The sequence below is a fragment of the Rhizobium sp. 57MFTsu3.2 genome (assembly GCF_012932765.1).
Taxonomy (GTDB): domain Bacteria; phylum Pseudomonadota; class Alphaproteobacteria; order Rhizobiales; family Rhizobiaceae; genus Rhizobium; species Rhizobium altiplani.
Genome location: NZ_JDWI01000001.1, coordinates 295,255 through 308,837, shown reverse-complemented (window position 1 = coordinate 308,837; position 13,583 = coordinate 295,255). Strand labels below are relative to the sequence as shown.

Genomic DNA, 13,583 nt, shown 5'->3' with positions numbered 1-13,583 from the left:
GGTGTCCGTGGCAAGCGAAACTAAGGAAAGAAATCATGGCAACGCCACTCGTTGTTTCTGAAGTCGTCAAGGGCTTCACCATGCACCTGCGCGACGGCATCAAGCTGCCGGTCGTTTCGGACGTATCCTTTTCCGTGGCATCCGGGGGATGCGTGGTCCTCGGCGGCCCTTCGGGCATCGGCAAGAGCTCGCTCCTGAAGATGACCTATGGCAACTATGCCGTCGATAGCGGCCAGATCCTCATCAAGCATCATGACAAGATCGTCGATCTGGCGACCGCTGACCCGCGCACGATCATCGACGTTCGTCGCCACACACTCGGCTATGTCAGCCAGTTCCTGCGCACCGTGCCGCGTGTCGCGGCGATTGACGTTGTTGCCGAGCCGCTGGTCGCCCGCGGCGAGAAGGCGGAAACGGCGCGGGAGAAGGCGGCAAACCTTCTCTCGAAGCTGAACCTGCCGGAAGCGCTCTGGCAGCTCCCGCCCGCCACTTTCTCCGGCGGCGAGCAGCAGCGCGTCAACATCGCCCGCGGCTTCATCACCGAGCATACCGTCCTGCTCCTCGACGAGCCGACGGCCTCGCTCGACGCCAGGAACCGCGCCGTCGTCGTCGGCATGATCGAGGAAAAGAAGAAGGCGGGCGTCGCCCTTCTCGGCATCTTCCACGATGAGGAAGTGCGCGAGGCCGTCGCCGACCGCATTATCGACGTTCAGAAGTTCTCGCCGCGAAAGGCAATCGCCGCATGAGCCGCAGGATTGGCCTCGAGCCCTATTTCCATGAAACGGCATCCGTAAAGAACGCCACCTTCGGCCGCTTCACGGAGGTCTCGGAGCGTTGCCGCATCGAGGAAGTCGAGTTCGGCGACTATTCCTATGTCATGCAGGACGGCGCCATCTGGTGCGCGACGATCGGCAAGTTCGTCAACATCGCCGCCTCGGTGCGCATCAACGCCACCAACCACCCGACCTGGCGCGCAACGCTGCACCACTTCACCTATCGCGCCGCCGACTATTGGCCGGATGCCGATATGGAGACCGATTTCTTCGAATGGCGTCGCTCCAACCGCGTCGTCATCGGGCATGACGTCTGGATCGGCCACGGTGTGACCATCCTGCCCGGTGTTACGGTCGGCAATGGCGCGGTCATCGGCGCCGGTGCCGTCGTCTCCAAGGATGTTGCCCCTTACACCATCGTCGGCGGCGTCCCCGCCAAGCTGATCCGCGAACGCTTCCCGAAGGAGGTCGGCGAACGGATGGACAAGCTCGCCTGGTGGGATTGGGAGCACGACCGCCTGCGGGTCGCGCTGGCCGATTTCCGCGCGCTGAGCGCCGAAGATTTCCTCGCCCGCTACGAAGCATGATCGGGCGCCCCAGACTGGGGCGCTCATTCTGCCCGGAGCTTGACCGGCCCAAAATCGGCCGGCCGACCGCCGTTGCTCGCGGCACGCCTGGGTGCCTAAAACTTGCAGCCGACGAAGCATCGGCTCACCCCATTGTCACAATAGTCGCGCCTGTCTCTGCTAAGAAAGAACAGGAGACGACCCCTGTTTGCCGCAAGGATAACCACGCGTCTTGGGCGTGGATGAGCTTGCGTGAATGCCAATTCCTGTAAGAATCGGAAACACATTGTGACTAAGTCTTTACAAAAGCTACCCTTTTCCGACTTGTCTCGTAAACCTACTTCATGGATATTAGACTGGTCTTGAGGAAGTCATCATGATCAGAATGATTGAAGATCCGGCGGAATTGGCCGGCGAAGATATCACTGGTAAGTATATTCTGCGCAAGCTCAACTATCATTGGTTCGCCTACGGCAAGGCTGCGATCGTGACCGCCTGCAAGGGCACGATCCTGGAGCTTGATCGTGAGGAAACGGTCTATTCCGAGCATTGGGGCCGCCGCGCCTACACGGGAACCGGCAAGCGCTATCCGGGTGGTATCTGTCCGATATCGGCGGTCGCCTGCGTCTGCGATACGCCGGACGACGTAAATGCCGTCATCCAGCTCGATGTCGACGCGCAGGACGAGTTCTACCGGTTGATCGCCAAGACGGAAGCCAAGGTTCGCGCCCTTGCGTCTTCGTCAGAGAACACGGTGTTTCTGGCGGCTGCCGAATAGGTCTGGCGTTCCTGGTGGTTCGGTATAAGACCGAGCCTCCCGCGATCCGTCCTCGCGGATGGATTTCACAAGGCGCAAATGACCGACAACACCGACACTATTCTCCTTGCTGAAAATATTGGCTCCAGGCACGATCTCCACGTCTTCGCCGACGGTTGTTACGAACCCGATTCAGGGGAGGGCGGCTGGGCATTTGTGGTCTTTCGCGACGATGCCGAAGTCGCCTCCGGTTTTGGCTGTGTCAGGGACACCGCCAGCAATGCGACCGAACTGATCGCGCTGCTCGAAGCGGTGGCGTGGATCAACAGCAATGCAGCGGGGGAAACAGCCGTCGTCTGGTCCGACTCCGTTTACGCCGTCAAAGGCTGCAATCACTGGCGCCACATCTGGAAGAACAACGGCTGGAAGAAGATAAGCGCCAACGCGAAGGTCCGAAGCCGCACCATCGCAAATCCGGATTTTTGGAAGGCGATTGACGCTCAACTCTCGCGCAATCGCCTGCTGACGATCGCCTGGTGCAAGGGCCATTCGGGCCTTGCCGGCAACGAGCGCGCGGATGAACTCGCCGAGCGCGGCCGCCTGTCACGGCGTGGCAAGGGTATCCGATGAAAGTTGACCCAAGTCGGCCCGCGCGCGGAAGTGCAGGTTTCCGATAGGCGCCGCCGGCACGTATATCGCTCGCAGCTGTCCGAAACGCCTTGAGGCCAGGTGGCTGCACGCGCCGCCGTCGCCGTTGCCGCAATCAACTCTTGGCTTCGGCCCTCACGCCCATGGGTTCTTCGCCAGCTGCCATTCACCGGTCTCGTCAGGTTCGACGCGCTTGTTGCCGCGGTAGAAGATCGGCAGTCCGGTCTTCTTGTCCATGGAAAAGCGGCTGGGCGTGAACTTCTCGTCCTCGTGTCCGCGGATGGCGAGAGCGAGGGCCTCTTTGAACTTCCCGTCTTTGCACAGGCTTTTGAAGAGTGTCTGGTCCATCGCTTTACTCCACTATCGTCGGGTCCCGGATTGCCTGCCATCGACTGGCGGTCCGGTCAACCGTCAATGGCGACAGGCCGGGGGTTGAAATCGCGAGGCGAGACGCCGACCGGCAGGCTCTTATCTTCAGGCAAACCGGCCGGGTTTCGTTATGCCCCAAAACTCGATTATGACAGTCCTTACATAAAACTGACATTGGAGGTTCATGAACCGGGACTAATGCACTCCCTCATATCGCATCTGGACTATGAGGAAGAGCATGATGTTCGAACTGAAGAATGTCACCCGCCGTTTCGGAAAGAAGACAGCTGTTGATTCCGTGACGCTCGACATTCCTCAGGGCCAGATGGTCGGCATCATCGGCCGGTCCGGCGCCGGCAAGTCCACGCTTCTGCGGATGATCAACCGCCTGCAGGAGCCGACGTCGGGCTCGATCCATTTCGCCGGCGTCGAGGTTTCCAGTCTCCGTGGCCAGGCGCTGCGCAACTGGCAGCGTGATTGCGCGATGATCTTCCAGCAGTTCAATCTCGTTCCGCGTCTCGACGTTCTGACCAACGTCATGCTCGGTCGTCTCAACCATCGTTCGACCACGATGAGCCTGCTCGGTCTTTTTAGCCGCGAAGAGCGCATCCACGCCATCGCTGCCCTTGAGCGTCTCGGCATCGAGCAGACGGCTTTGCAGATGGCCGGCACTCTGTCGGGCGGCCAGCAGCAGCGCGTGGCGATTGCCCGCGCCCTGATGCAGAACCCGAAGATGGTGCTTGCCGACGAGCCGATCGCCTCGCTCGACCCGCTCAATGCGAAGATCGTCATGGACGCGCTGCGCGATATCAACGAGCGCGAAGGCATCACCGTCATCACCAACCTTCATACGCTCGATACGGCCCGCAACTATTGCGAACGCATCGTCGGGATGGCCGCTGGCCGCGTCGTGTTCGATGGCAGGCCTTCCGAATTGACCGCCGATGCCGTCAAGCAGATCTACGGCACCGACAAGGATGGCGCCAGCATCGACGAGACGATGACCTCGACCTCGATCAACATTCCCGCGGCCGTTGCCGCCAATCAATCCGCCGGCTTGCAACCGCTGGCGCTGGCCGGTCTCTGAGAGGGGCGGCCTCGATCGTAAGCCCGCGTTATGGGCACCTTCTTCTAACCAGAGATCGCCGGGGACACCGGTCAATCAGGAGAGTACCATGTTGAAGAAAGCACTCTTTGCCGCGACGGCGCTGTTTGCGCTTGCCGGCGTCTCGCATGCCGCAGACCTCAAGGAATTCCGCGTCGGCATCCTCGGCGGCGAAAACGAAGCCGACCGCCTGCGCAACTACGCTTGCCTGGCTGACCACCTGAAGACCGAGTTCGGCTTCGAGAAGGTTTCGCTCTTCCCGGCTGCTGACTATGACGGCGTTATCCAGGGTCTGCTCGGCGGCACGCTCGACTTCGCGGAGCTCGGCGCTTCCGGCTACGCCGCCATCGCCATCAAGGACGACAAGGCCGTTACGCCGATCCTGACGACGGTTCAGAAGGACGGCTCGACGGGCTACCACTCGATCGGTCTCGCCCTGAAGTCCTCCGGCATCAAGGACATCAAGGACGCAAAGGGCAAGAAGCTCGGCTACGCCGATCCGGACTCCACCTCGGGCTACCTGATCCCGCTGACGCAGATCCCGAAGGACACTGGCATGCCGAACGACCAGTACTTCGCGTCCACGCAGTTCAACGGCGGCCACGAGAACAACCTTCTCGCCGCTTACGACGGCAAGGTCGACATCGCTGTTGATGACTCCTCGGGCATCGGCGATTTCAAGGACGGCTACACCTCCGGCACCTTCCGCAAGGCTGTCGACAAGGGCACCGTAGACCCGAACAAGCTGGTTGAAGTCTGGCGTTCGCCGCTGATCCCGAACGGCCCGCTCGTCGTTCGCAACGAACTCGGCGCTGATTGGCAGGCCAAGCTCACCGACTTCTTCATGAAGCTCCCGGAAAAGGATGCCAAGTGCTTCGCAGCCATCGAAGGCGGCGACTACCAGGGCTACACCAAGGTTCAGGCTGACTTCTACAACGCCATCATCGACGCTCGTAAGGCTGCCATCGGCGGTTGATCGATGCTGACAGTTGGAGGGCGGCCGTCACAAGCCGCCCTTTTTCCTGCGAAGAAAGCGGACACCCTTCATGACTTTTGCCGATCCCAACGCCCAAGCGCCCGCCGTCCAGCAAAGCGCAAGTGAAATCGGTGACGCCTGGAGCAAGATGGTGGCCCGCCGTCGCCTCTATACCGGTCTCGGGCTGGTGATCCTGCTGGCTGCCTTTGTCGCCTCGGTACGGTTCGCGGACGAAAGCAATGCCGGCCATTTCTTCGAGCGCCTGCCGCATCTCTTCGATTTTCTGAGCTGGCTCATTCCCAAGGATTGGAATGATGTCTGGCGCGCCCTGTTCGATGTCGCAAGCCCGATCCAGAAGACCGGCGAGGAGTACAATTTCGCCGAGGGCCGGGTTTATGTCTGGGGCGGTTTCTATATTCCCGAATATTTCCATTTGATGATCATCACGATCAACGTCGCGCTGGTCTCGACTCTCATCGGCTTCATCTTCGCCGTGCCGCTGAGCTTTCTCGTGGCCCGCAATCTGGCACCATCCAATCCGCTGCGCATCGTCGCCAAGCGTCTGACGGAATTCCTGCGTGCCTTCCCCGAGATCGTCATCGCCGGCCTGTTTTCGGCCATCCTATCGATCGGTCCGGTTGCCGCGATCATCGCGGTCAGCCTGCACACTATCGGGGCGCTCGGCAAACTCTTCTATGAGGTCGTCGAAAACATCGACATGAAGCCGGATGAAGGCATGAAAGCCGTCGGTGCCAGCTGGTCGGAGCGCGTCCGCTTCGCCGCGATGCCGCAGGTCATGCCGAACTTCGTCTCCTACGCACTGCTGCGCCTCGAGATCAACGTCCGCGCCTCCACCATCATCGGTGCCGTCGGCGGCGGCGGTATCGGCGAGGAGCTGAAGCTCTCCATCTCGCGTGGATTCGGCGCCAAGACGATGGCGCTCGTTCTCCTGCTTTTCATCACAATCGTTGCGGTCGACCAGTTCTCCGCATGGCTGCGCCGCCGCCTCGTCGGCGAGCACGCCTTCCTTTTGCAGCATTGAGGTCCGCCATGACGGTGATCGACGCCAACCGGATGCACGAGATCGAGCAGCGCTATCCGGAATATTTCAAGCGGTCCTTCAAGCAGCGCTTCGGCGGCCTGATGATCGTGATCGCGACTCTCGTCTATGCGCTTTACGCGACCTGGTTCTTCGACCTGCCGAAGCTGCTTGCCGAAGCTCACTGGGAGCGCGTCGGCCTCTATCTCAGCCAGTGGGTCAGCTATGACGTGCAGCCGGAGTTCCGCATCGGTGATGATGGCATCACGGTCAAGTATCCGCGCTTCTCGCCGCTCGGCGACGATCCGCATCCCGACTGGGTTGTGAACAATCCCGATGGCAGCGTCACAGCCTCCGTCATGGGCACAAGCCGCACAGTCACGATCTCCAGCAAGGAAACGGTTCTCACGGCTCATGGCATCAGCGTGCCGGTGGACGTCTCCAGCGGCGCCCCGAAGGTCGTCGGCCCGGTCCCTGCCTGGATGACGGTCTACGATGACAACGTTCTTGCCGATCTCGGATTTGCCGGCGATGTCAGCATCTCGGTCGATCGCGTGAAAGTCCGCAAGCGCTTCCTCGGTTGGGCGAATTTCGTCTTCGACACGCAGTCGCCGTTCTTCGACAAGCCGGCGACCGAGGTTATCAGCCTGATCGTTTCGGGTCCGGACCTGAAGCCCGGCCAGTCCAACCTGTCGCTTGCCTTCGATAATATCTGGCACAACAGCGCCTGGCAGCACGGCGACGTCTGGACCAAGCTGTTCCAGACCATCGTGATGGCCTTTTTGGGAACGCTGCTCGGCGCGTCGCTTGCTTTCCCGCTGGCCTTTCTGGCTGCGCGCAATATCACCCCGAACAAGGTCCTGAACCAGGTCCTGAAGCGGTTCTTTGATTTCCTGCGCTCTGTCGACATGTTGATCTGGGCGCTCTTTCTGACCCGCGCCTTCGGTCCCGGTCCCTTGGCCGGCTCCGGCGCGATTTTCCTCACGGAAACGGGCACGCTCGGCAAGCTCTATTCCGAGGGTCTGGAAAACGTCGACAACAAGCCGCGCGAAGGCATCAAGTCGACCGGTGCCTCCACCGTGCTCACCCATCGCTACGGCATCATCCCGCAGATCGTCCCGGTCTTCGTCAGCCAGACGCTCTACCAGTGGGAATCGAACGTCCGCGGCGCAACGATCATCGGCGCGGTTGGCGCTGGCGGCATCGGTCTCAAGCTGTGGGAAGCGATGCGCACCAACGCGAACTGGGAAAACGTCGCCTACATGGTGCTGCTGATCCTGATCGTCGTGTTCCTGTTCGACATGGCGTCGAACGCCCTGCGTCACCGTCTGATGGGGACCAAGGCCCACTGAAAAAAGCGCGGGATCGTTCAGGACCATCATCATTCTGTCACGGAAATCTTTTAGCCGGAAGCCAGCTTGCGGTCGTGGTCAAATCACTGAAGACTGCGACCGCACTCCGAGCGATTCCCAGGATACGAGCCTTGCGCTACGCACTCTATTTCACACCGCCGAAGGATGACCCCTTGAACGGCACGGCCGCGCTCTGGCTCGGCCGCGATGCCTTCACCGGTGAAATTTATCCGGCTCCCGATTGTCCGGACCTGCCAGCCGCCGAGCAGTTCGAACTGACAGCCGATCCTCGCCGCTACGCTTTCCACGCGACGATCAAGGCACCGTTCCATCTGGCCGCCTCCGTCACCGAAAAGGACCTGATCCAGGTGGTCGAGGATTTCGCCGCCCGCACGTCCGCCTTTGAGATTCCCGAGCTGGTGCTTGGGCAGTTGGGTAAATTCTTTGCGCTGGTGCCCGCTTTTCTGCATCCGCCGCTTCAGGATTTCGCCGCCACGGTGGTAAAATCCTTCGAACCGTTTCGCGCCGCGTTGTCGGATGCGGATATAGCGCGCCGCAACCCGGAGAAACTGAGCGAAAGCCAGAGGGCCAATCTGTTGCGCTGGGGCTATCCCTATGTGATGGATGATTTCGGGTTCCACATGACGCTGACCGGCCAGGTGCCGCAGGAGCGTGCAGGCGTGATGAAGGCCATTCTGGCGGAGCGTTTCGCCGCCTTTATCGGCCGCCCGCTCCCCATTAGTGGCCTTGCCGTTTTCGTCGAGGAGGCGCGGGGCGCGCCGTTCAAAGCCCATTCCTGGTGGCCGCTCGCCGGCGCTAAAAATTGAAAGACCATATTCGATGACCAAAGAAACAGTCTTCTCAAATGCCCGCATCGTTCTCGAGAATGAGATCGTTGAAGGATCGGTCCTCGTCCGCGATGGCAAGATCGCCGATATCTCGACGGGCAGTTCCCGCGTGGGTGAGGATTTCGAAGGCGATTATCTGATCCCGGGTCTCGTCGAACTGCACACCGACCATCTGGAAGGTCACTATTCGCCGCGTCCCGGCCTGCGCTGGCACAAGACGGCGGCGATCCAGGCGCACGACGCACAGATCGTCACCTCAGGCATCACCACGGTTTTCGACTGCCTGCGCATGGGCGCTGACGAGGACGGCGGCTTCGAGCATGGCGAGATGCGCGAGATGGCCGATGCGATCCAGAAGGCCGAGCAGGAGGGCCGCCTGCGTGCAGAGCACCTGCTTCACCTGCGCTGCGAGGTCTCTGCCGACAACGTGCTGCAGCACTTCGCCGATTTCGAGAACGATCCCTATGTCCGTCTTGTCTCGCTGATGGACCACGCGCCCGGACAGCGGCAGTTCCAGACGATGGACCAGTACATCTTCTACTACCAGAAGAAGCGCGGTCTCTCCGATGCGGAGTTCGCCAAGTTCGTCGATCGTCGCGTGTCCGAATCTGACCGCAATTCCACGCCGCACCGCACGGCCATTTCCAAGGTCTGCGCCGAGCGCGGCATCACCGTCGCCAGCCACGACGACGCGACGCTCGCCCATGTCGACGAGGCTATCGAGAACGGCGTTCGCCTTGCCGAATTCCCGACCAGCTTCGACGCCGCCAAGGCGTCGCACGAGCATGGCATGAGCGTTCTGATGGGCGCCCCGAACATCGTTCGTGGCAAGTCGCATTCCGGCAATATCGCCGCCCGCGATCTCGCCGAATGCGGCGTGCTCGACGTTCTGTCCTCTGACTACGTCCCGCTCAGCCTGCTCTACGCACCCTTCCTGATTGCCGACGAGGTGGAGAGCATTTCGCTACCGAAGGCGATCGCCATGGTCACCGCGACGCCGGCTCGCACCGTTAGCCTCAACGATCGCGGTCGCATCGCCACTGGCCTGCGCGCCGATCTCGTCCGCGTTTTCCGTGATCACGGCGTGCCGGTCACCCGTGCTGTTTGGCGTGAAGGGCGCCGTGTCGCATGAACCCGTCGCACGAACCTCACATCGTTCCCGGCACAGAGCACGGCATCATGGTCGTCGTCGTCGGCCCGAGTGGCGCCGGCAAGGACACGCTGATGGCGCTCGCCGCCAAGCACTTTCGGGGTCGTCCTGAGGTGCATTTCGTCCGACGCGTCATTACGCGCCACACCCATGCCGGCGGCGAGCAGCATCTCGCCGTGTCCGACCAGGGCTTTGCGTCGATGGAGCAGGCCGGGAGCTTCGCGGTCTGGTGGGAAGCGCACGGCTTGAAATATGGCATTCCAGCCGAAGTGTCGGTGTCGCTCGCGCAGGGAAATCTGGTCATCGCCAATGGCTCGCGCTCGGCGCTTCACCATTTCAAGGCTGTTTTCCCGCGGCTCAAGGTCATCAATGTGACGGCGACTGCCGAGGTTCTGGCAAGCCGACTCGAGGCGCGCGGTCGCGAGACGCATGAAGACATCATGGCGCGGCTCGCCCGCGGCCCGCTGACGGTGCGTGGCGACTACGACGTGACCGACGTCGATAACAGCGGCTCGCTTGAAGACGGCGAGCGCAGGATCGTGGATGCGCTGAACGGCTTCCTCACCGAAGTGGCTTAGGATCGGGAGGTACGATGGCAATCGTTGTCGTTCCTTACGATCCCGAGTGGCCACGGCTTTTCAACGAGGTCAAAGCAGAGCTGCAGCCGGTGCTATCCGACTTGGCACCGGTGTTTCATCATGTCGGCAGCACATCGGTTCCGGGCCTTGCCGCGAAGCCCAAGATCGATCTGCACGCTGCTTTCGGCAACGAGGATGGGTTGCTGACCGCGATCGAGCGGGTAAAAGGCCTCTCCGCCTACGCGTTTCACGGTGACAAATACAACGACCAGAGCTGGACCTTCACCTGCGGCAAGGGCTCCTATGGCGCGCGGCTCTATCTCTGTTCATCCGATAACCGTGTGCTCCGCGATCGCACCGTTTTCCGCGATTACTTGCGGGCCCATCCCCAGCGGGCGCAAGCATACGCGGCACTGAAGCTTCGCCTGATGAGCCAGGCGAACGACGATTGGGCCTATTACACAGGCGGCAAGACCGACTTCGTACGCGAGACCTTACGTCTCGCGGCTGGCAAAGTGGACTGATGTCACGGCGCAATTTTGTTGTGCGTGGAAAAAATCGAATGAACTTTCAGTGATTTGGACGAACTGATCTTCCCCGTCGATCCCCGCGCCAACGATCTGGCGCACACTGATGACGTCATTGGACAGGGAGCCGGGTCGCGAGCCGGATCTGACAAAACGGGTTGAAAGTCCAGCGTTCGATGATGTTTGCAGGAGGAGGATCGCAGGCGTCAGGACCGGCGATCAACCGCAACGGAAAGCCGAGAGACGCTCCTGTCGGCCTGGAAGCGCGGGAACCTCGATGCAATCGGGCAGGCGGTACCGCCTGACAATCCACATAGACCACAACCGCTGCCTGCCCATTCCCAGCCAGGCCAAGCCGTACCGGAGCATTCTCCGGCGCGGACATTACTTCTGGCAGCGGCACCCCTTGTGGGATGCCGCTGCCACTGCGTTATTCGCCTTCGCCGCGTCCAGCGACGATCTCGCGCTTGCCGACATGATTTGCCGGGCCGACGAGACCTTCCTTCTCCATGCGCTCGACGAGCGAAGCCGCGCGGTTGTAGCCGATGCCGAGCCGGCGCTGGATGTAGGAGGTCGAGCACTTCTTGTCGCGCATCACGACCTTGACCGCCTGCTGGTAAAGCTCGTCGCCGTCTTCGGAGCCCATGGCGCTCTTGTCGAAGACTGCGCTGTCCTCTTCTTCCCCGTCCTCTTCTTCCTCGTCAGCGGTGACGGTGTCGAGATATTCCGGCCGACCCTGCGTCTTCAGATGCGCGACGACCTTCTCGACTTCGGCATCGGAAACGAACGGTCCGTGCACGCGCGAAATCCGCCCGCCGCCCTGCATGTGCAGCATATCGCCCTGGCCGAGCAGTTGTTCCGCGCCCTGTTCGCCAAGAATAGTGCGGCTGTCGATCTTCGACGTCACCTGGAAGGAGATACGGGTCGGGAAGTTCGCCTTGATCGTGCCGGTGATGACGTCGACCGACGGGCGCTGCGTCGCCATGATCAGGTGGATACCGGCAGCACGCGCCATCTGCGCCAGGCGCTGGATCGCCCCTTCGATTTCCTTGCCGGCGACCATCATCAGGTCGGCCATTTCGTCAACGATGACGACGATATAGGGCATCGGCGTCAGGTCCATCTCCTGGCTCTCTTCGATCGGAGCGCCCGTGCTTCTGTCGAAGCCGGTCTGGACCATGACATGGATGGTCTCGCCCTTGTCGCGCGCCTGCGCCACGCGGCCGTTGTAGCCGTCGATGTTGCGCACGCCGAGGCGTGACATCTTGCGATACCGATCCTCCATCTCGCGCACCGCCCACTTCAGCGCCATGACGGCCTTCTTGGGGTCGGTGACGACGGGCGTCAAGAGGTGCGGGATGCCGTCATAGACGGAGAGTTCCAGCATCTTCGGATCGACCATGATCAGGCGGCACTGCTCGGGCGACATCCGGTAAAGCAGCGACAGGATCATGGTGTTGATGGCGACCGACTTACCCGAACCGGTGGTGCCGGCAACGAGCAGGTGGGGCATCTTTGCGAGCTCGGCGATGACGGGTTCGCCGCCGATCGTCTTGCCGAGGCCGAGCGCCAGCTTGAAGCCGCTCTTCTCGAAATCCTGGCTTTCGATCATCTCACGGAAGTAGACGGTCTCGCGCAGCGCGTTCGGCAATTCGATACCGATGACGTTGCGGCCGGGAACCACCGCGACACGCGCCGACAGGGCCGACATCGAGCGGGCAATATCGTCGGCGAGGCCGATGACGCGGGAAGACTTGACGCCCGGTGCCGGCTCGAACTCGTAAAGCGTGACAACAGGGCCGGGGCGGACATGGATGATCTCGCCCTTGATGCCGAAATCCTCGAGAACACTTTCCAGAAGGCCGGCATTCTGCTCCAGCGTCTCCTGCGACATGATCTCGCCGACACGTTCAGGCGGCTCCTGCAGCAGCGAGTGCGACGGGAATTCGTAGCCTGAGGCATCGACCCTCGAGGCGACGACCTTCGGTGCGGCAAAACGCGGTGCCGGTGCGAGCGGCTGCGGCGCCAAAGCGCGAACTGGCAGCGGAGCGATAGGCTGCACTTTCGGCTCGACTTGCGCCGCTTCTTCCACGCGGCTGTGTTCGGTCGCGACCGGGTTTTGCGCGGCGCGGCCACGCGTCAAACCGGGAGAAGGCGCGACAGCGGCTGGGGCGACCGGCTGAGGCACCGAAGCTACGGCCATTGCGGGCTGTTGCCGACCAGGCCGCCACTCCATGACGCGGAACCGGCTGATGATCGATTCGGGGCTGACCTCTGCCTTCGGCATGGAGACCGGCGGCAACAGGATCGGTTCGGCTGCCGCTTCTTCGAAGGCCATGACCTCCCAGAATGCGAAGTCCGAGATGGCAGCCAGTTCCGTGGCTGCGCGGACAACGGTGTGAGTCTCGGGCTCGACCGACATCAACGGCAATGCGGTGGCCGTCGACTGCACCTCGATCGCCGGCGCGATCTCCGCTTCGTAGACCTCGACCGGAGCGTTCGCGACAACAGGTGCCTGCTGTTCCACGCTCGCGCCGATTTCCGCCGCAACGCGTTCCTGCAGCGCAAGCGGCGGCGTGCGAAAGGGCGGCGCCGGTACGCGCTTCGGATTGATCAGATTCTCGGGCGTGCGGGTGAACCGCACATTCGGAGCCAGTGAAAAATTGCTCTGCCAGATTGGTGCCGTAGGCTTCTCGCCTGCGTGTTCCTGCAGCTGTTCACCTTCGACTTCCGCGGAAATCTCCTCGGCCCCTGTCAGATTGGTTCTCGGAAAGCGCATACGACCGCTACTCACTCATGATTAGCAACTAATATCGGCTTTCGAATTAGGAAATGAAGGTTAATAAGTTCCTTCCATCCGCGCGGTCATTCGGCGAAAAACAAAAGGAAAATCAT

General features: G+C 61.5%; 14 protein-coding genes. 12 read left to right on the top strand and 2 right to left on the bottom strand.

The features are described 5' to 3' along the window. Window positions 1-35 precede the first annotated feature (35 nt). From phnL to AF71_RS01500, 4 genes are all read left to right on the top strand, one after another. The gene (phnL, locus tag AF71_RS01515; RefSeq protein WP_169679402.1) at window positions 36-746 is read left to right on the top strand and encodes a phosphonate C-P lyase system protein PhnL; all 711 of its coding nucleotides are present in this window, start codon (window positions 36-38) and stop codon (window positions 744-746) included. Further along, on the top strand, window positions 743-1,360 hold the full coding sequence (locus AF71_RS01510) for a DapH/DapD/GlmU-related protein (protein ID WP_169679399.1): 618 nt from the start codon (window positions 743-745) through the stop codon (window positions 1,358-1,360). The genes phnL and AF71_RS01510 overlap by 4 nt, the downstream gene beginning before the upstream one ends. Before the next feature lie 355 nt (window positions 1,361-1,715). Beyond that, window positions 1,716-2,117 (top strand): hypothetical protein, encoded by a 402-nt coding sequence (locus AF71_RS01505; protein WP_018116731.1) that lies wholly within the window; start codon window positions 1,716-1,718, stop codon window positions 2,115-2,117. 78 nt (window positions 2,118-2,195) lie between these two features. After that, the gene (locus tag AF71_RS01500; RefSeq protein WP_113488949.1) at window positions 2,196-2,726 is read left to right on the top strand and encodes a ribonuclease H; all 531 of its coding nucleotides are present in this window, start codon (window positions 2,196-2,198) and stop codon (window positions 2,724-2,726) included. A gap of 153 nt (window positions 2,727-2,879) precedes the next feature. Here the strand turns inward: AF71_RS01500 and AF71_RS01495 are convergent, their stop codons facing one another. After that, on the bottom strand, window positions 2,880-3,092 hold the full coding sequence (locus AF71_RS01495; RefSeq protein ID WP_016552344.1) for a hypothetical protein: 213 nt from the start codon (window positions 3,090-3,092) through the stop codon (window positions 2,880-2,882). A gap of 262 nt (window positions 3,093-3,354) precedes the next feature. Here AF71_RS01495 and phnC point away from each other — a divergent pair, with 262 nt between their 5' ends. The 8 genes from phnC (at window position 3,355) to AF71_RS01455 (ending at window position 10,685) form a co-directional block, all read left to right on the top strand. Continuing rightward, complete coding sequence (gene phnC / locus AF71_RS01490; protein WP_018116733.1) at window positions 3,355-4,200, top strand: phosphonate ABC transporter ATP-binding protein; 846 nt, start codon at window positions 3,355-3,357, stop codon at window positions 4,198-4,200. Window positions 4,201-4,288: 88 nt separating this feature from the next. Continuing rightward, on the top strand, window positions 4,289-5,194 hold the full coding sequence (gene phnD / locus AF71_RS01485; RefSeq protein WP_018855261.1) for a phosphonate ABC transporter substrate-binding protein: 906 nt from the start codon (window positions 4,289-4,291) through the stop codon (window positions 5,192-5,194). Between the two features lie 70 nt (window positions 5,195-5,264). Beyond that, the gene (gene phnE / locus AF71_RS01480; RefSeq protein WP_169679396.1) at window positions 5,265-6,236 is read left to right on the top strand and encodes a phosphonate ABC transporter, permease protein PhnE; all 972 of its coding nucleotides are present in this window, start codon (window positions 5,265-5,267) and stop codon (window positions 6,234-6,236) included. Between the two features lie 8 nt (window positions 6,237-6,244). Continuing rightward, window positions 6,245-7,585, top strand: a complete 1,341-nt coding sequence (gene phnE / locus AF71_RS01475) for a phosphonate ABC transporter, permease protein PhnE (protein ID WP_169679393.1) — start codon at window positions 6,245-6,247, stop codon at window positions 7,583-7,585. A gap of 131 nt (window positions 7,586-7,716) precedes the next feature. Continuing rightward, window positions 7,717-8,412, top strand: a complete 696-nt coding sequence (locus AF71_RS01470; RefSeq protein ID WP_062375781.1) for a DUF1045 domain-containing protein — start codon at window positions 7,717-7,719, stop codon at window positions 8,410-8,412. 13 nt (window positions 8,413-8,425) lie between these two features. Further along, window positions 8,426-9,565, top strand: a complete 1,140-nt coding sequence (locus AF71_RS01465; RefSeq protein ID WP_025658598.1) for an alpha-D-ribose 1-methylphosphonate 5-triphosphate diphosphatase — start codon at window positions 8,426-8,428, stop codon at window positions 9,563-9,565. Beyond that, the gene (phnN, locus tag AF71_RS01460; protein WP_025658599.1) at window positions 9,562-10,161 is read left to right on the top strand and encodes a phosphonate metabolism protein/1,5-bisphosphokinase (PRPP-forming) PhnN; all 600 of its coding nucleotides are present in this window, start codon (window positions 9,562-9,564) and stop codon (window positions 10,159-10,161) included. Before AF71_RS01465 ends, phnN begins: the two co-directional genes overlap by 4 nt. 14 nt (window positions 10,162-10,175) lie before the next feature. Next, entirely contained in the window at window positions 10,176-10,685 is a 510-nt protein-coding gene (locus tag AF71_RS01455) for a GrpB family protein (protein ID WP_169679390.1), read from the top strand. Between the two features lie 433 nt (window positions 10,686-11,118). On the opposite strand, the gene AF71_RS01450 is transcribed toward AF71_RS01455, so the two are convergent. Further along, window positions 11,119-13,467 (bottom strand): DNA translocase FtsK, encoded by a 2,349-nt coding sequence (locus AF71_RS01450; protein WP_025658601.1) that lies wholly within the window; start codon window positions 13,465-13,467, stop codon window positions 11,119-11,121. Window positions 13,468-13,583: the final 116 nt, after the last annotated feature.